General features: G+C 73.0%; 15 protein-coding genes. 5 read left to right on the forward strand and 10 right to left on the reverse strand.

The window, feature by feature from the left end:
* The first annotated feature begins 46 nt into the window (after positions 1-46).
* Complete coding sequence (locus tag ACYVAP_RS00170; protein ID WP_259362485.1) at positions 47-439, forward strand: DUF3054 domain-containing protein; 393 nt, start codon at positions 47-49, stop codon at positions 437-439.
* Between the two features lie 8 nt (positions 440-447).
* A complete protein-coding gene (locus ACYVAP_RS00175; RefSeq protein WP_498859049.1) occupies positions 448-756 on the forward strand; it encodes a hypothetical protein in 309 nt (102 codons plus the stop codon).
* 30 nt (positions 757-786) lie between these two features.
* Here ACYVAP_RS00175 and ACYVAP_RS00180 read toward each other — a convergent pair whose 3' ends face one another.
* The 5 genes from ACYVAP_RS00180 to hisD form a co-directional block, all read right to left on the reverse strand.
* A complete protein-coding gene (locus ACYVAP_RS00180; protein WP_498859842.1) occupies positions 787-2307 on the reverse strand; it encodes a glucoamylase family protein in 1521 nt (506 codons plus the stop codon).
* A gap of 286 nt (positions 2308-2593) precedes the next feature.
* Positions 2594-3412: a carbohydrate ABC transporter permease gene (locus tag ACYVAP_RS00185; protein WP_137770267.1), complete on the reverse strand. Its 819-nt coding sequence runs from the start codon at positions 3410-3412 to the stop codon at positions 2594-2596.
* Positions 3412-4341 (reverse strand): carbohydrate ABC transporter permease, encoded by a 930-nt coding sequence (locus ACYVAP_RS00190; protein ID WP_498859050.1) that lies wholly within the window; start codon positions 4339-4341, stop codon positions 3412-3414. Before ACYVAP_RS00190 ends, ACYVAP_RS00185 begins: the two co-directional genes overlap by 1 nt.
* Before the next feature lies 1 nt (position 4342).
* Positions 4343-5629 carry a sugar ABC transporter substrate-binding protein gene (locus ACYVAP_RS00195; protein ID WP_498859051.1) on the reverse strand — a complete coding sequence of 429 codons (1287 nt, stop codon included), beginning with the start codon at positions 5627-5629 and terminating at the stop codon, positions 4343-4345.
* 189 nt (positions 5630-5818) lie between these two features.
* Complete coding sequence (gene hisD / locus ACYVAP_RS00200; protein WP_498859052.1) at positions 5819-7156, reverse strand: histidinol dehydrogenase; 1338 nt, start codon at positions 7154-7156, stop codon at positions 5819-5821.
* A 201-nt stretch (positions 7157-7357) separates the two neighbouring features.
* Between hisD and ACYVAP_RS00205 the strand changes: the two genes are divergently transcribed.
* Both ACYVAP_RS00205 and ACYVAP_RS00210 read left to right on the forward strand, forming a co-directional pair.
* On the forward strand, positions 7358-9586 hold the full coding sequence (locus tag ACYVAP_RS00205; RefSeq protein ID WP_498859053.1) for an NADP-dependent isocitrate dehydrogenase: 2229 nt from the start codon (positions 7358-7360) through the stop codon (positions 9584-9586).
* A gap of 74 nt (positions 9587-9660) precedes the next feature.
* Positions 9661-10449, forward strand: a complete 789-nt coding sequence (locus ACYVAP_RS00210) for an alpha/beta fold hydrolase (RefSeq protein ID WP_498859054.1) — start codon at positions 9661-9663, stop codon at positions 10447-10449.
* A gap of 27 nt (positions 10450-10476) precedes the next feature.
* Here the strand turns inward: ACYVAP_RS00210 and ACYVAP_RS00215 are convergent, their stop codons facing one another.
* The 5 genes from ACYVAP_RS00215 to ACYVAP_RS00235 form a co-directional block, all read right to left on the reverse strand.
* Positions 10477-11292, reverse strand: coding sequence for a sulfite exporter TauE/SafE family protein (locus tag ACYVAP_RS00215; protein WP_498859055.1), 816 nt, complete (start codon positions 11290-11292; stop codon positions 10477-10479).
* 101 nt (positions 11293-11393) lie between these two features.
* On the reverse strand, positions 11394-12692 hold the full coding sequence (locus tag ACYVAP_RS00220; protein ID WP_498859056.1) for an NO-inducible flavohemoprotein: 1299 nt from the start codon (positions 12690-12692) through the stop codon (positions 11394-11396).
* A gap of 124 nt (positions 12693-12816) precedes the next feature.
* Positions 12817-13200, reverse strand: coding sequence for a DUF488 domain-containing protein (locus tag ACYVAP_RS00225; protein WP_498859057.1), 384 nt, complete (start codon positions 13198-13200; stop codon positions 12817-12819).
* A gap of 1 nt (position 13201) precedes the next feature.
* Positions 13202-13699, reverse strand: a complete 498-nt coding sequence (tpx, locus tag ACYVAP_RS00230; RefSeq protein ID WP_498859058.1) for a thiol peroxidase — start codon at positions 13697-13699, stop codon at positions 13202-13204.
* Positions 13700-13765: 66 nt separating this feature from the next.
* The gene (locus tag ACYVAP_RS00235; RefSeq protein WP_264449834.1) at positions 13766-14638 is read right to left on the reverse strand and encodes a polyphosphate kinase 2 family protein; all 873 of its coding nucleotides are present in this window, start codon (positions 14636-14638) and stop codon (positions 13766-13768) included.
* Between the two features lie 67 nt (positions 14639-14705).
* Between ACYVAP_RS00235 and ACYVAP_RS00240 the strand changes: the two genes are divergently transcribed.
* Positions 14706-15878: an amidohydrolase gene (locus ACYVAP_RS00240; protein ID WP_264449835.1), complete on the forward strand. Its 1173-nt coding sequence runs from the start codon at positions 14706-14708 to the stop codon at positions 15876-15878.
* The last annotated feature ends 45 nt before the right edge of the window (positions 15879-15923 follow it).

A 15923-nucleotide genomic window follows, 5' to 3' on the forward strand; every position in this document is an offset into this window, starting at 1 on the left:
CCCTCCGTCCCCGTCCCCGCACCGAGCACGTGGCTACCCTGGGGGGATGTTCCGCTCCTTCGGTGCCCTGGTGGCCGATCTCCTCGTGATCCTGCTGTTCGTGGCGATCGGTCTGTTCCAGCACGACCTCTCGCTCTCCATGGAGAACATCGCCCAGGTGGGCTGGCCCTACGCGCTGGGCACCCTGCTGGGGCACCTCGTGCTGCGGGCCTGGCGGCACCCGTTCCGGCTGTGGCCGCACGGCGTGCTGATCTGGGCGATCACGATCGTCACCGCGATGGCCGTGCGCACCCTCTTCGGGGCGGGCACCGAGGTGTCCTTCGTGATCGTCTCCGCCGTGTTCACCGGGGTGCTCATGCTCGGCTGGCGCGCCGTCGCCCTGTGGGCGACCCGCGCCGAGCGCCGCCCCGCCCCCGTGGAGCCCGAGCCCACCGCCTGAGGCGCCCCGTGCTGCACGGCGAGTTCTGCGTCGACACCGGCGACACGCGCCGCGATCGCGCCCTGTCCCCCGAGGAGGTGGACGAGGGCGAGCACGAGGCCGCCCCGCACGGCACCCCCGGCCCGCCGTGGCGGTGCCACCGCTGGGTCGTGGACGTCGATCCGGCCTCCGTCACCGGACCGCCGCTGCACCTCCCGCCGGAGGAGGTCGCGGCGAGCCGGCCCGCGCAGGGCGACCGCGTCCTGCTCACCGTCGACCGCCGGGAGGACGGCGCGGCGCGGCGGATCACGATCGACCTGCGGGTCCTCGGCGGCTGAGAGGCGCCACGACCCCACAGCGGGGCGAGGTCAGCCCGCTGCGCCGAAGCGCTCCTGCGCGATGACGGGTCGCAGCGCCTCCTCGACGGCGGGTGTCCCGAACCAGTCGTGGAGGATCCCGCCGAGCAGCACGTTGCCCAGCGCCCCCATGATCATCGACTGGTCCAGGGAGAGGTGCCGCTCCGCGCGCACGCCCGTGCCCACGGCGACGGCGTCGTGGAAGCCGCCCTCCCCGTAGGCGCCGAGGTCCGTCTCGATCCGGGAGAGGTTCGCGAAGGCGGCCTCGGGCTCGTACTGGAGGGCGAGTGCCGCGGCGTGCGGGGTGACGACCCCGTCGAGGCCGCGGGGATAGTCCTCGCCGGCGTGCCAGTCGGTGCCGGCGGCGTCGGAGAAGTAGCCGGTGGGGTTCAGCCCGAGCGCGTCGACGCCGTATTCGCGGTACCCGGCGTGCGAGTCGGAGCTCGGGGAGAAGCCCCAGTAGCCGTAGCCGGCCTCGTCGAGCCCGTGCTCGCGCTGGGCGCGCACGTGGAGCGGGTGGTTCACGCCCCAGCTGTCCGGGGCCCACTCCGCCTCCGGGACGAAGAGGTCCGGCATGAGCTCCTCGAACATGGAGCCGCCCCAGCCGGGCACGACGTGCATGCCGCGGTAGGGGTGCGCGCCCTCGAAGACGTCGACGCCCTCGTACGTGGCCCACTCCCCGACCGGCGCCGTCTCGGGCCAGGTCCAGTCGGGCGGGAAGGTGCGGAAGGTCGTGAAGTAGACGCCGGCGGGGAACTGCCCCGCGGCGATCCCGAGGTAGGTGACCATGCGTGCCTCGGAGACGGCCGTGTCGTAGTGGTGGGTCGCGTGGTACCAGACGTCCTCGCCGCCCACGCCGTTCCAGGGGGCGGAGGCGATGACGCCGTCCCGGGACGGGTCCTCGAGCCAGAACCCGCCGACGACCTGCCCGGGCTGCGCCTCGACCTCGCGGTCCAGGAACACGTCCCAGCGCATGGCGTCGGTGAGCGCGCGGGCGGCGCGACGGTTCGAGGGGTCCGCCTCGGCGACGACGTGAAGGGCGGCTCCCAGCCAGCCCATGTCGACGCTCGAGACGAAGGGGACGACCACGTCGCCGGAGCCGGGCCAGGTGCGCAGGATCGACCCGTCGGCCTCGTCGTACCAGTTGACGTACATGCCCGACGGCTCGTGGCGCTCCATGGCGGCGAGGGTGCGCAGCGTGCGGGCGACGCGGCGGCGGGACTCGCCGGGGGTGATGAGGCCCAGCTCGCGGGCCACGAGCGTGGACCACAGCAGGCCGCCGATGTTCGTGGGCGAGGTGTAGCCGGAGCGGGTGGCGAGGTCCGCGCCGATGTTGTCCGCGGCGAGGCCGGTGCCGGGGTGGGTCATGGCGTCGAGGGAGCGCCAGGTGTCCGCGGCCCAGCGGCGCAGGGTCCGCTCGCGCTCCTCCGCGCCGGGGGCGGCGGGCGCCGCGGGTGCGGGGGGAGCGGCCGAGGCGGGCGCACCGGCGGCGAGGGCTCCCCCGGCGCCGAGCAGCGGGACGGCGCCGAGCATGCCCCGGCGGGTGAGGCGCCCGGGGGCGGCGTGGGCGCGCTCGGAGCGGCCCGGTCCGGGCGCGGCGCGGTCGGTGCCCTGCCAGGGGAAGGCGGGGCGGCGGTCGGGGCGGGGGGATGCGGCGTGCACGGGGTGCTCCTTCGACGTCGTCGTCTGGGGGGGATGGTGCACCGGCGGGTCCTGCTGCCGGAGGGGGTGGACGGTCGCCCGGGGGCGGGCGACCGGGTGCCGGCCGGGGGCCGACGACCGGGGCAGACGGGGGGGGCTCCCCGTGGGCCCCGGGGGGTCACTTGATGCCGGTCGTGGCGATGCCCTGAATGAAGTGGCGCTGGAAGAAGAGGAAGACCACGAGGATCGGCAGCACGATGAGCGTGGCGCCCGCGAGCAGCAGTCCGTAGTCCGTCTCGTTCTGGCCGGTCGAGATGAGGGCGAGGGCGACGGGCAGGGTGTACGTGCTCTCCGAGGAGGAGACCACGAGGGGCCACAGGAAGTTGTTCCAGGAGCCCAGGAAGGTGAGGATCCCGAGGGTCGCGAAGGCGGGGCCCGCGAGCGGGAGGTAGATCCGGAAGAAGATCGCGATCTCCCCCACGCCGTCGATCCGTCCCGCCTCGAGCAGCTCGCGCGGGATGCCGAGGAAGAACTGGCGCATGAGGAACACGCTGAAGGGCTGCACGAGGAACGGCAGGATCAGCGCGGGGATCGTGTTGGCGAGCCCCATGTTCACCACGAGCACGTACTGCGGGATGAAGGTGACGAGCCCGGGGATCATGAGGCACGCGAGCACGATGCCGAAGAGGATCCTCTTGCCCGGGAAGCGCAGGTGCGCGAGGGCGTAGCCGAACATCGAGCTGAGCACGAGGTTGCCGGCGGTGACGACCACGGCGACGACGGCGGAGTTGGTGAAGTAGCGCCCGAAGGGCCGCTCGAACAGGCGGCGGAAGTTGTCCAGCGTGGGCTGCTCGGGCCACCAGGTGGGCGGGGTGCGCAGCAGCTCCCCCTGGGTCTTGAGGCTGCCGAGGATCATCCACACGAAGGGCGTGATGACCAGGAGCAGGAAGACGGTGAGGACGATGTACGTCAGGACGGGGCGGCGACGTTCGATCATCACTTCTCCCTCATGAGGCGGAACTGGACGAGGGTGACGATCGCGATGACGAGGAAGGTCAGGTACGCCATGGCGCCCGCGACCCCGTAGTTGCCGAAGCCGAACTGGCTGTAGGTGTACATCGAGGCAGAGATCGTCGAGTTGAGCGGCCCGCCGTTCGTCATGACGAAGGGCTCCTCGAAGAACTGCAGGTAGCCGATCGAGGTCGTCACGAGCACGAACAGCAGCGTGGGGCGGATCGAGGGGACCGTGATGCTGCGGAAGCGCTGCCAGGCGTTCGCGCCGTCGAGCGCGGCGGCCTCGTGGAGCTGGCGGTCCACGGCCTGCAGGCCCGCGAGGAAGATGACCATCGAGGTGCCGAAGTTGCGCCACACCGCCATGATCACGAGCGAGAGCAGCGCGGTGCGCTGGTCGCCGAGCCAGTGCAGGCCGTCGATCCCGACCCAGCCGAGCACGGTGTTGACGAGGCCGTTCTCGGGCTGGAGCAGGAAGCGCCAGACCACGGCGACGGCGACGATCGAGGTGATGACCGGGGTGTAGAAGCCGACCCGGAACACGGCCCGGAGCTTCCCGACGCCCTTGTCCAGGGCGATCGCGGCGGCGAGCCCGGCGATGATCGTCAGCGGCATACCGAGCAGCACGAACACGCCGGTGTTGAGGGCCGCGCGGCGGAACACCGGGTCCTCGAAGGCGGTGAGGTAGTTCTGCAGGCCCACGAAGTTCACGGCGAAGGGGCTGCGGATGTCGGAGATCCGCATGTCCGTGAAGGACATGATCATCGACTGCAGCACCGGCCAGGCGGTGAACACGAGGAAGAGGACCACGAAGGGCAGGGCCAGCAGGAGCCCGGCCCGGGCCTCCGCACCGCCGCGGCGCGAGCGGCGGCGGGCGGAGGCGGGGGCCGGCGCCGGCGCGGTGGAGCTCGTCATCTCAGGCCCCGGTGCCGATGCCCTGGGCCTCGGACTGGGTGGTCGCCAGGGCGTCCGCGGGGGCGAGGCCGTTCTTGCAGACCTCCTCGATCTGCGCGTCGAACTTCGCGGCGACCTGCTCCCAGGTGCCGATGACGGGCGGGGCGAGGGCGGTGTCGAGCTGCTTCCGGAACACCTCGAACTTCTCGTTCGCGGCGACGGTCTTGTCCTCCCAGCCCTTCTGGAGGGAGGGGAGGTCGGTGGAGAGGCCGAACCACTCGACCTGCACCTCGGGGGTGGAGAGGTGCTGGACCAGCTTCCAGGCGGCGTCGCGGTTCTTCGTGCCATGGAAGACGCCGAGGTTCGCGCCGCCGAGGAAGCTCGCGCTGGTCTCCTTCTGCGGCATGACGAAGACGCCGTACTTGTCGGCGAAGCCGTCCCCGCCGAGCGCCTCGACGGCGCTCATCATCCACGGGCCGGAGATGAACATGGGGACCGCGCCGGAGACGAAGTCCTGCTCGGTGACGCCGTCCGCCGGGGCGGGGTTGGCGACCTTCCCGGTGAAGTAGGACTGGTAGTAGGCGAGCGCCTCCTCGTTGGGGGCGGACTCGAAGGTGAAGGCGATGCCGGCCTCGTCGACGACGTCGCCGCCGTTCGACCAGATGAGCGGCATGAGGGTCTGCCAGGAGCCCTGGCCGCCGGGCTGGAGGGAGATGCCCCAGGTGGCGTCGGCCTTCTGCTGGAAGGCCTGGGCGAGGGCGAGCAGGCCCTCCCAGTCGGTGGGCGGCTCGGTGATGCCGGCCTTCTCGGCGAGGTCCTTGCGGTAGAAGACGACGCGGGTCTCGACGTACCAGGGCACCCCGTAGACGGTGCCGTCGACGGTGACGGAGTCGAGCGCGCCGGCGAAGTAGTCGTCGGTCGCGATCTGGGAGGGGGTGGGCTCGAGGGCGTCCAGGCCCACGAACTCGGCCATCCAGGTGGAGCCCACCTGGGCGACGTCGGGGGCGGTGCCGGCGGCGATCGCGGAGGTGAACTTGTCGTGCGCGCTGTCCCAGGGGACGGGGGTGACCTCGACGGTGACGTCGGGGTTCTGCTCCTGGAAGCCCTTCAGGAGCTCGGGGAGCTTCTCGCCTTCGGCGCCCATGGCCCAGACGGTGAGGCTGCCGGTCGCGGGACCGTCGGCGAGGGGCTCGGCGCTCGCGGAGGCGCCGGTGGAGGTGCCGGCGTCGGGCCGGCCGCAGGAGGCGGCGAGGGCGGCGGTGGCGGTGATACCGAGGCCGGTGAACACGCGGCGGGAGAGGTGATCCATGGTGACTCCTTCGTCCGGGGCGCCGTCGGGAGGGGCCCGCAGCGCCGGCGCCCCACGTATGGAAGCGCTTACATCACGCGACAACGTGAGCGCAGGGCCGGGGAGCCCACAACTTCCCGGCCCGGCGTCAGGTGTCCGAATTCTCCGGACCGCTCCGGAGCGGCGAGGGCGTCTCGGCCCCCGCCCTGCTCAGCGCTCGAAGCGGATGTCGATCGCGCGCCCGTGCGCGGGCAGCCCCTCGGCGGCGGCGAGCGTGGTCGCGGCCTGCCGGGCGCTCTTCAGCGCGGCCTCGTCGTAGTCGACGACGTGGATCCCGCGCAGGAAGGTCTGCACGCCGAGCCCGCCGCCGAACCGCGCGCTGCCGCCCGTGGGCAGCACGTGGTTGGAGCCGGCCGCGTAGTCGCCGAGGCTCACCGGCGCGTGCGGGCCCACGAACACGGCGCCCGCGTTCGTGACCCGGGCGGCGACCTCGGCGGCCTCCGCGGTCTGGATCTCGAGGTGCTCGGCGCCGTAGGAGTCGACGACCTCGATCCCCTGCTCGACGTCCCGCACGAGCACGACGCCGCTCTGCTCGCCGCGCAGCGCCTCGGCGATCAGATCGGCGCGCGGGGCCTGCGGGACCTGCACGGCGAGCTCCGCCTCGACGGCGTCGACGAGCTCCGGCGCATCGGTGACGAGCACGCTCGCTGCCATCGGGTCGTGCTCGGCCTGGGAGATGAGGTCCGCGGCGACATAGGCCGGGTGCGCCTCGGCGTCCGCGAGGATCGCGATCTCCGTGGGGCCGGCCTCCGCGTCGATCCCGACGCGGCCGCGCACGAGGCGCTTCGCGGCGGCGACGTAGACGTTGCCGGGACCGGTGATCATGTCCACCGCGTCGAGGCCGCGGCCGTCGCCGAGGTCCACCGCGCCGTGGGCGAGCAGGGCGATCGCCTGCGCGCCGCCCGCGGCGATCACCTCGGTGACGCCGAGCAGCGCACACGCCGCGAGGATCGTGGGGTCCGGGAGGCCCCCGCGCTCCTTCTGCGGCGGGGAGGCGAGGACGATCTGCCGCACCCCGGCGACCTGCGCCGGGACCACGTTCATGATCACGGAGCTCGGGAGCACGGCGCGGCCGCCCGGCACGTAGAGCCCCACGCGCCGCACGGGGACCCAGCGCTGGGTGACGGTGCCGCCGGGCACCACCTCGACGCGCTCGTCGGGCCGGAGCTGGGCGGAGTCCACGGCTCGCACGCGCGCGATGGACTCCTCGAGGGCGGTGCGGATCGCCGGGTCGAGCTCCGCGAGGGCCTGCTCGATCGCGGCGGCGGGCACGCGCAGATGCTCCGGCCGGATCCCGTCGAAGCGCTCGGAGGCGTCGAGCACCGCGGCGGCGCCACGGGCGGCGACGTCCTCGACGACGGGACGCACCGCCGCGGCGGCGGCCTCGACGTCGAGCTCGGCGCGGGGCAGCGCGGCGCTGAGCTCCGCGGCGCTGAGGCTGCGCTCGCGCAGGTCGAGGACGGAGAGGAAGGGAGCGGGATCAGGCATGCGGACCAGTCTAGGAGCGGCGCCCGGTGCCGGACCGGGGAGCCCGGCCCTCGGTCCCGGCCGAGCCCTCCCGCACGCTCCTCCGCTCCCGTACCGTGGGCATGTCCGGACCGACGGGCGCCGAGGCCCCGCCCAGGCGCCGTCTATTAGTCTTGACGTCAAGACATCTGCCACGTCGACCCGAGGGAGCCCCCCGACACCATGGCGCGCATCATCTACACCCACACCGACGAGGCGCCGATGCTGGCGACGGCGTCGTTCCTGCCGATCCTCGAGGCGTTCTCCACCACCGCCGGGATCGACGTCGCCACCCGGGACATCTCGCTCGCGGGCCGCATCGTCGCGGCCTTCGGCGACCTCCTGCCCGAGGACCAGCGGGAGGCGGACGCCCTCGCCGAGCTCGGCGACCTCGCGAAGTCCCCCGAGGCGAACATCATCAAGCTGCCCAACATCTCCGCCTCGGTGCCGCAGCTGAAGGCAGCGATCGCCGAGCTGCAGGGCCAGGGGATCGACCTCCCCGACTACCCGGACAACCCCGAGACCGACGCAGAGAAGGACGCCCGCGCCCGCTACGACGCGGTCAAGGGCTCCGCCGTGAACCCGGTGCTGCGCGAGGGGAATTCCGACCGCCGCGCCCCGCTCGCCGTGAAGAACTTCGCGAGGACCCACCCCCACCGCATGGGCGCCTGGAGCGCGGACTCCCGCACGCGCGTCGCCACGATGGACGGCCAGGACTTCCGCGACTCCGAGCAGTCCGTGGTCCTCGAGGAGGAGGACACCCTCTCGATCGTCCACGTGGCCGCCGACGGCGCCGAGACCGTCCTCAAGGCGGAGCTGCCCGTGCTCGCCGGCGAGGTCGTCGACTCGACCGTCCTGCACGCCGCCGCGCTCGACGCCTTCCTCCAGGAGCAGATCGCCGCCGCGAAGGCCGACGGCGTGCTGTTCTCCGTGCACCTCAAGGCCACGATGATGAAGGTCTCCGACCCGATCATCTTCGGGCACGTCGTCCGCGCCTTCTTCCCGACGCTCTTCACGCAGTACGGCGACGTGCTCGCCGAGGCCGGGCTCTCCGCCAACAACGGCCTCGCCGGCATCCTCTCCGGCGTGGAGGCGCTCGACGAGGCGACGCGCGAGGGCGTCAAGGCCGCCGTCGCGCAGGACCTCGCCGACGGCCCCGCCCTCGCCATGGTGAACTCCGCCAAGGGCATCACCAACCTCCACGTCCCCTCCGACGTCATCGTCGACGCCTCCATGCCCGCGATGATCCGCACCTCGGGCCACATGTGGAACGCGGACGACGCCGAGCAGGACACCCTCGCCGTCATCCCCGACTCCTCATACGCGGGCGTCTACCAGGCGACGATCGAGGACTGCCAGGCCAACGGCGCCTTCGACCCGACCACCATGGGCACCGTCCCCAACGTGGGCCTCATGGCGCAGAAGGCCGAGGAGTACGGCTCCCACGACAAGACCTTCGAGCTCGACGCCGCCGGGAAGGTCGAGGTGCGCGACGCCTCCGGCGCCGTGCTCATGAGCCACGACGTCGAGGCCGGGGACATCTTCCGCGCCTGCCAGGCGAAGGACGCCCCGATCCGCGACTGGGTCCAGCTCGCCGTGCGCCGCTCGCGGCTCTCCGGCATGCCGGCCGTGTTCTGGCTCGACGAGTCCCGCGCCCATGACCGCAACCTCATCGCGAAGGTCGAGGCGTACCTCGCCGAGGAGGACACCGAGGGCCTCGACATCCGGATCCTGAACCCGGTCGAGGCGACCCGGCACACCCTGGAGCGCGTGCGCCGCGGCGAGGACACGATCTCGGTGACCGGCAACGTGCTGCGCGACTACCTCACGGACCTCTTCCCGATCATGGAGCTCGGCACGAGCGCCAAGATGCTCTCCGTGGTGCCGCTCATGGCCGGCGGCGGACTCTTCGAGACCGGTGCGGGCGGCTCCGCGCCCAAGCACGTGCAGCAGCTCGTCGAGGAGAACTACCTGCGCTGGGACAGCCTCGGCGAGTTCCTCGCCCTCGCGGAGTCCCTGCGCCACCTCTCCCGCACGGCGGAGAACCCGCGCGCGGCGGTGCTCGCGGACGCCCTGGACCGGGCGACCGAGACGCTGCTGAACGCCGATCAGTCGCCGCAGCGCAAGCTCGGCACGATCGACAACCGCGGCAGCCACTTCTACCTCGCCCTGCACTGGGCGCAGGAGCTCGCCCAGCAGAGCGAGGACAAGGAGCTGCAGGCGGCCTTCGTGCCGATCGCGAAGGAGCTCACCGAGGGCGAGGAGACCATCGCCGCGGAGCTGCTCGCCGTGCAGGGCTCCCCCGCGGACATCGGCGGCTACTACCGCCCGGACCCCGAGAAGGCCGCGGCCGTCATGCGCCCCTCGGCGACCTTCAACCGCATCCTCGAGGAGATCGCCGCGGCCCTCTGACCGCCCGCTCCCCTCAGCGCCTGCCGGCCGGCCCCCTCGGGCCGGCCGGCAGGTCCGTCCCGGAAGGATCCTCCGTGCCCGTCATCCCCTCCCCCGTCGACGGCATCGACCTGCGCTACGACGTGACCGGCGTGGGATCGCCCGTGGTGCTGCTGCACGGATCGGTGCTCTCCCGCGCGATCTGGCGCGGGCTCGGCTACCTCGCCCCGCTCGCGGCGGAGCACCGGGTGATCCGGGTGGACCTGCGCGGCCACGGCCGCTCCGGGAAGCCCGACGATCCCGCCGCGTACACCCAGGACGCCTTCGTCGCCGACCTCATCGCCGTGCTCGATGCGGAGAGGACCGACCGTGCCGCGCTCGTGGGCTACTCGCTCGGCGCGAGGGTCGCGCTCACCGCGGCGCTGCGCCACCCGGAACGGGTGACCCGCCTGGTGAGCCTCGGCGGGAGCGCCGCCGCCCAGCACGGCGCCGTCGATCAGGTGTTCTACCCGGGAGTGATCGACTCGGTGCGCGAGCACGGCATGGAGGAGTTCTGCGCCGAGCAGGGCCTGGGCCCCGAGGTCACCTCCCGCCGGGAGGCGGCGACGCGCGCGGCCTTCCTCGCCGCGGACCCCTCCGCGATGGCGGCCCTGCTCGCCGCGACCGATGCGACCCCCGCGATCCCCGAGGAGGACCTGCGTGCGCTCGCGGTCCCGTCGCTGTGGATTGCCGGCGGGGACGACCACCCGCGCTGCGAGGAGTCCCGGGAGGCCGCCGCGGTGATCCCCGGGGCCCGCTTCGTGGAGCTGCCGGGCCGCACCCACGGCGGCACGCTCAGCCCCGCGGAGCCCGTGCTGGCGGAGGTCCTGCCCTTCCTTCGGTGAGCGCCGCCGCCGGGGCGGGCTCGGGGCTCAGAGCACCTGCCGCACGAGGGCCACGATCGCGACGAGGACGATGATCCCGCGCAGCACGCCCTCGGGCAGCTTCTTGGCCAGGTGCGCCCCGAAGTAGCCGCCCAGCAGGGCGCCCACGGCGATCGCGGCGGTCGCGATCCAGACGATCTCCACGCCGAGCACGACGTGCGCCACGAGGTAGACGGTCGCGGCCGCGCCGTTGACGACGAGGCTCGCGAGGTTCTTCACGTGGTTGACCCTGCCCATCGGCCTGCCCGTGAAGGCGCCGAGCACGCCGAGGTAGAGGATGCCCTGGGCGGCGGTGAAGTAGCCGCCGTAGACGGAGGCACCGCCCATCGCGGCGAGCAGCGCCGGGGAGCGGTACGGGCTCTGCTCCGCGGCGCTGGCAGCACGGGCGGCGGCGGGGGCGACCGCCGCACGCCGCTCACGCCGGGCGCTGATCGCGCGCGTGACCCGCTTCTGGAAGACCACCATGAGAAGGGCGACGACGATGAGGACGGGCACCACCACGTCGAGCGCGTCCGAGGGCGAGAGCAGCAGCAGCACGGAGCCGGTCGCGGCGAGCACGGCCGTCGTGACGATCAGCGGGATCAGGGCGCGGCCCTCGGCGGCGATCTCGCGGCGGTACCCGGTGACCGAGCCGATCGTCGAGAAGAGGATGCCGATCGTGTTGGTGCGCACGGCCGTGCCCGGCGGGATCCCGAGGGCCAGCAGCACGGGGAGGGTCAGCAGGGACCCCGAGCCCACGGCCGCGTTGATGGCGCCCGCGAGGGTGCCCATGATCAGCAGGACGAGCAGGGAGAGGGGATCCACGAGGGACGACCCTACCGCCGGGCGTGACGGGCGCTCTCACGCGTCCCGCGTGGACGGATGCGGTGCCCGCACCGGGGGTCGGGGCGGGCACCGGGGCGTCCTCAGGCCGGCAGCAGCCAGTCGTTCGGGGAGAACAGCTCGAAGTGCACCCGCTCCTCGTCGGCCCCGGCCGCGCGCAGCTGGTCACGCAGATCCTTCAGGAACCCGCTTCCGCCGCAGAGGTAGATCTCGGCGTCCTCGGGCAGCGGCACGCCGGCGAGCGCCATGCGGCCCTCGTGCACGGTGATCCGGGGATCCGGGGCGCCGCCGGGCACGTGCTCAGCGGAGCCCGCGGCGAACCAGAGGTCGAGCTGGGAGGTCGTGTAGTGCGGCAGACCGGCGACGGTGCGAGCGAGCTCGTCGACGAGAGCCGCGTCGCGGGCGTCCGCGTCGGCGTGCAGGACGATCGCACGGCGTCCGCGCTGGTGCACGGCCAGGTACCGGAGCATTCCGAGGATCGGGGTCGCCCCGATGCCAGCGGAGACTAGCACCACCGGGGCGTCGGAGTCCGTGTCCAGGGCGAGATCGCCGAACGGCAGGGTGACCTGGAGGCGGTCACCGACGGCCACGTTCTCGTGCAGCCAGGTGGAGACCTCACCGCGGGGGTCGGCGTCGACCGCGTCGACACGGCGCACGGAGATCCGCCAGCGGCCACCGCCGGGGACGTCGGAGAGGGAGTACTGGCGCAGCTGGCGGGCCCCGTCGGGCAGGCGCACCCCGACGGTGACGTACTGCCCGGGCACGAAGTCCGGCAGCGGTGCGCCGCCGGCCGGGGAGATCAGCTCGAAGCTCGCGACGTCGCTGCTCTCCTCGACGCGCGCCGCCACGACGGCCTCCCGGAACACGTCGCCGGGCTCGACGCCGGCAGCGGCGTAGAGGTCCTTCTCGAAGGAGATGAGGGTCTCGGCCATGTGCCAGTAGACGGCGGACCAGGCCGCGGCGACGGGCTCGGTGACGGCCTCACCGAGGACCTCACCGATAGCGGCCATGAGGTGCTCGTGGACGATGCCGTACTGGTCCTCGACGATGCCGAGGGAGGCGTGCTTGTGGCCGATGCGGCCGAGCATCTCGCTCGGGCTCGGCCCCTCGGGGGCCACGAGGATCGTCGCGTAGCTCGCGACGGAGGCGGCGAGCGCCTTCTGCTGGGCACCCTGCGCCTGGTTCCCGCGGTTGAAGGTGTCGGCGAGAAGCTCGGGCCGGGCCGCGAACATGAGGCGGTAGAAGGTCGCGGCGATCTCGGCGATGTTCGCGCCGACGGCGGGGAGCGTCGCGCGAACGATCTCCTCGTGCTCGGGGCTCAGGCGACGGGCGGTGTCGAGACCGGGCTGCAGGGGCCGCGCCGCGGAGACGTCCTCGGTCATGGGTGGTCCTTCCTGATCTCTTCCGGGGGACCGCGGCGGCGGGACGCCGTGGCACCTCCACGGTAGGAGGGTGCGCGGGAGAGTCGATGGACCGAGGTCCCGGTCCCCTGCGCGGACCGATCTCTCAGCCGTCCTCGCCGCGCTCGGCGTCGAGGAGCGCCTGGCGCAGCACCTGCGCGTGGTTCTTCTCCACGTCCTTCGCCGCGTACAGCAGCGTGATCCTGGAGACACCGGCGCTCCGCGCGCGCTCGAGCAGGTCAGCGGCGGCGCCGCTCCGGTCGAGCTCGCGCCGGTACCGCGCGGCGAACTCCTCGACGTCGAGCTCGCCGGAGTGGAAGGCGCGGCGCAGGTCCGTCGAGGGGGCCGCGTCCTTGTCCCACTCGTCGTGCGCCAGGCGCTCCTTCTTCACCCCGCGCGGCCACAGCCGGTCGACGAGCACCCGCAGCTGCCCGTCGACCGAGCCGTCGTCGTCGAGCACGTCGTGCACGCGCTCCAGGTCGATCTCCATGTCAGGCCAGGGCAGCCTTCGCGGCCTCGTAGTCGGGCTCCTCGGAAACCTCGGCCACCTGCTCGGTGTAGGTGACGGTGCCGTCGGCGTCGGCGATGACGACCGCGCGGGAGAGCAGGCCGGCGAGCGGGCCGTCCTGCATGGTGACGCCGAAGTCCTCGCCGAAGGAGGAGCGGAAGGCGGAGCCGGTGACGACGTTCTCGATGCCCTCGGCGCCGCAGAAGCGGGCCTGCGCGAAGGGGAGGTCCTTCGAGACGCAGACCACGACCGTGTTCTCCAGGCCCGCGGCGATCTCGTTGAAGGCGCGCACGGACAGCGCGCAGGTGTCGGTGTCGAGCGACGGGAAGATGTTCAGCACGATGCGCTTGCCGGCGAGGTCCGCGCTCGAGACGGAGGCGAGGTCCTGGCCCACGAGCTCGAAGGCGGGCAGGGCGGAGCCGACGGCGGGGAGCTCGCCGACGGTGGTCACGGGGGAGTTCTTGAAGGTGATGGAAGCCATGCCCCCATCCTCGCCCCCGTGCGGGGGAACCTCAAGCCGGCTCCGCGCTCGCCCTGCCCGGCCCCGTCAGTCGAGGGTCGCCGTGAGCCGCTCGAGCTCGCCGCGGATGTCGAAGTCCGCCGCGGGCCACTGCGGGTCGATCCCCTGCAGCGCGTCGAGCAGCAGCTGCTGCACGGCGATCCGGGCGTACCACTTGCGGTCCGCGGGGACCACGTGCCAGGGGGCCGCCTCGGTGGAGGTCGCCGCGAGCGCCTTGTCGTAGGCATCCATGTACTCCTCCCAGCGCAGCCGCTCGTCGACGTCGCCGGGGTTGTACTTCCAGTGCTTGTCCGGGCGCTCGAGCCGTTCCATGAGCCGCTCGCCCTGCTCCGCGTAGGAGAGGTGGAGCATGACCTTGACGACCGTCGTCCCGGCCTCGACGAGCTCCTTCTCGAAGGCGTTGATCGCGGCGTACCGGTGACGGATCTCGTTGCCGTCGGCCCAGCCGTGCACGCGATGGATGAGCACGTCCTCGTAGTGGGAGCGGTCGAAGACACCGATCATGCCGGGGCCGGGCACGCGCTTGCGGATGCGCCAGAGGAAGTCGTGGCGCTTCTCCGCCCGGGTGGGGGCCTTGAAGCCGGTGATCTGCACGCCCTGCGGGTCCACGCCGCCGACCACGTGGCGCATGATGCCGCCCTTGCCGGAGGTGTCCATGCCCTGCACGACGAGCAGGACCGAGGGTCCCTCGCCGGTCGCGCGGGACTGGGCGTAGAGCCGCTCCTGGAGCTCGTCGATCGGGGCGACGAGCGCCGCGAGCCGCTCCTGCCCGTCCTTCTTCCTCCCGTCGAAGCCCGGGGTGGAGCGCGGGTCGATGTCGCGGACGGTGCCCGTCCAGCTCGGCTCGATGAGCACGCCACGCGGGGTGTCCTGCGTGTCCTTCTGCTTCTTCGCTGACATGGGCACACTCTAGTCACGGCCCCCGTCCCGGCTTGACCGGGCCCCGACCGCGCGGAAGGGTGCGCCCATGAGCACCCTCGCGATCACGAACGCCCACGTCCTGCCCGTCTCGTCCCCCGCCGTCGAGGGGACGGTGGTCATCGAGGACGGTCGGATCTCCGGCGTCGGCCCCGCGGTGGAGGTCCCCCGCGGCGCGGAGGTCGTGGACGCGGGCGGTGCCTGGCTCACCCCGGGGCTCGTGGACGCGCACGTGCACCTCGGCGTTCACGAGGAGGGCGAGGGCTGGGCCGGCGAGGACACCAACGAGATGACCGACCCGGTCATGGCCGCGGCCCGCGCGATCGACGCGATCAACCCGCTGGACCTCGGCTTCGACGACGCGATCATCGGCGGCGTCACCGCCGTGAACGTCAACCCCGGCTCGGGCAACCCCATCGGCGGGCTCGCGGTCGCGCTGCGCACCCACGGCCGGGTCGTGGACGAGATGGTGCTGCGCGAGCCCTCGGGGCTGAAGGCGGCGCTCGGCGAGAACCCCAAGCGGGTGTACGGCGAGAAGAAGCAGACCCCCTCGACCCGGCTCGGGGTCGCGCTGACGATCCGCACGGCGCTCGCGAAGGCCCGCGCGTGGGCCGCGGAGGACCCCGAGGAGCGGGACGTGGACCTCGTCTCCGCGGCGCTCGCGAAGGTGCTGGCCCGCGAGATCCCGTGGCGCCAGCACTGCCACCGGGCCGACGACATCGCCACCGCGCTGCGCCTGGCCGAGGAGTTCGGCTACGACCTCGTGCTCGACCACGGCACCGAGTCCCACCTCATCGCCGACCGGGTCGCCGCCGCCGGGGTGCCCGTGCTGTACGGACCGCTGATCGTCTCCCGCTCGAAGGTCGAGGTGCGCCGCCGCACCCCCGCCGCGCCGGGGATCCTCACCCGCGCCGGGGTGGAGGTCTCGATCATCACCGACCACCCGGTGGTGCCGATCGAGTTCCTCGTCCACCAGGCGGCGCTCGCCGTCAAGCACGGCATGGACCCCGCGGACGCCCTCGCCGCGATCACCCTGCACCCCGCGCGGGTGCTCGGGATCGACGACCGCGTGGGCAGCCTCGAGGTGGGCAAGGAGGCGGACCTCGTGCTCTGGGAGGGCGATCCGCTCGACGTCCGGAACCGGACCCTGCGCGTGTGGCAGTCCGGCCAGGAGGTCATGCACCGCGGGGCCGACGGCGAGCCGGTCATCGCCCCGCGCTGAGCGGCGAGGGCGCCGGGACCGAAGGCCTTCCCCGGCACCGTCCGC

This window comes from Brachybacterium horti, assembly GCF_054777615.1.

Bases quoted from the DNA above. Each gene is read 5' to 3' on its own strand.
- ACYVAP_RS00170 (WP_259362485.1), top strand. From the start codon at position 47: ATGTTCCGCTCCTTCGGTGCCCTGGTGGCCGATCTCCTCGTGATCCTG.
- ACYVAP_RS00180 (WP_498859842.1), bottom strand. From the start codon at position 2,307: ATGCTCGGCGCCGTCCCGCTGCTCGGCGCCGGGGGAGCCCTCGCCGCC.
- ACYVAP_RS00185 (WP_137770267.1), bottom strand. From the start codon at position 3,412: ATGATCGAACGTCGCCGCCCCGTCCTGACGTACATCGTCCTCACCGTC.
- ACYVAP_RS00190 (WP_498859050.1), bottom strand. From the start codon at position 4,341: ATGACGAGCTCCACCGCGCCGGCGCCGGCCCCCGCCTCCGCCCGCCGC.
- ACYVAP_RS00195 (WP_498859051.1), bottom strand. From the start codon at position 5,629: ATGGATCACCTCTCCCGCCGCGTGTTCACCGGCCTCGGTATCACCGCC.
- hisD (WP_498859052.1), bottom strand. From the start codon at position 7,156: ATGCCTGATCCCGCTCCCTTCCTCTCCGTCCTCGACCTGCGCGAGCGC.
- ACYVAP_RS00205 (WP_498859053.1), top strand. From the start codon at position 7,358: ATGGCGCGCATCATCTACACCCACACCGACGAGGCGCCGATGCTGGCG.
- ACYVAP_RS00220 (WP_498859056.1), bottom strand. From the start codon at position 12,692: ATGACCGAGGACGTCTCCGCGGCGCGGCCCCTGCAGCCCGGTCTCGAC.
- ACYVAP_RS00225 (WP_498859057.1), bottom strand. From the start codon at position 13,200: ATGGAGATCGACCTGGAGCGCGTGCACGACGTGCTCGACGACGACGGC.
- tpx (WP_498859058.1), bottom strand. From the start codon at position 13,699: ATGGCTTCCATCACCTTCAAGAACTCCCCCGTGACCACCGTCGGCGAG.
- ACYVAP_RS00235 (WP_264449834.1), bottom strand. From the start codon at position 14,638: ATGTCAGCGAAGAAGCAGAAGGACACGCAGGACACCCCGCGTGGCGTG.
- ACYVAP_RS00240 (WP_264449835.1), top strand. From the start codon at position 14,706: ATGAGCACCCTCGCGATCACGAACGCCCACGTCCTGCCCGTCTCGTCC.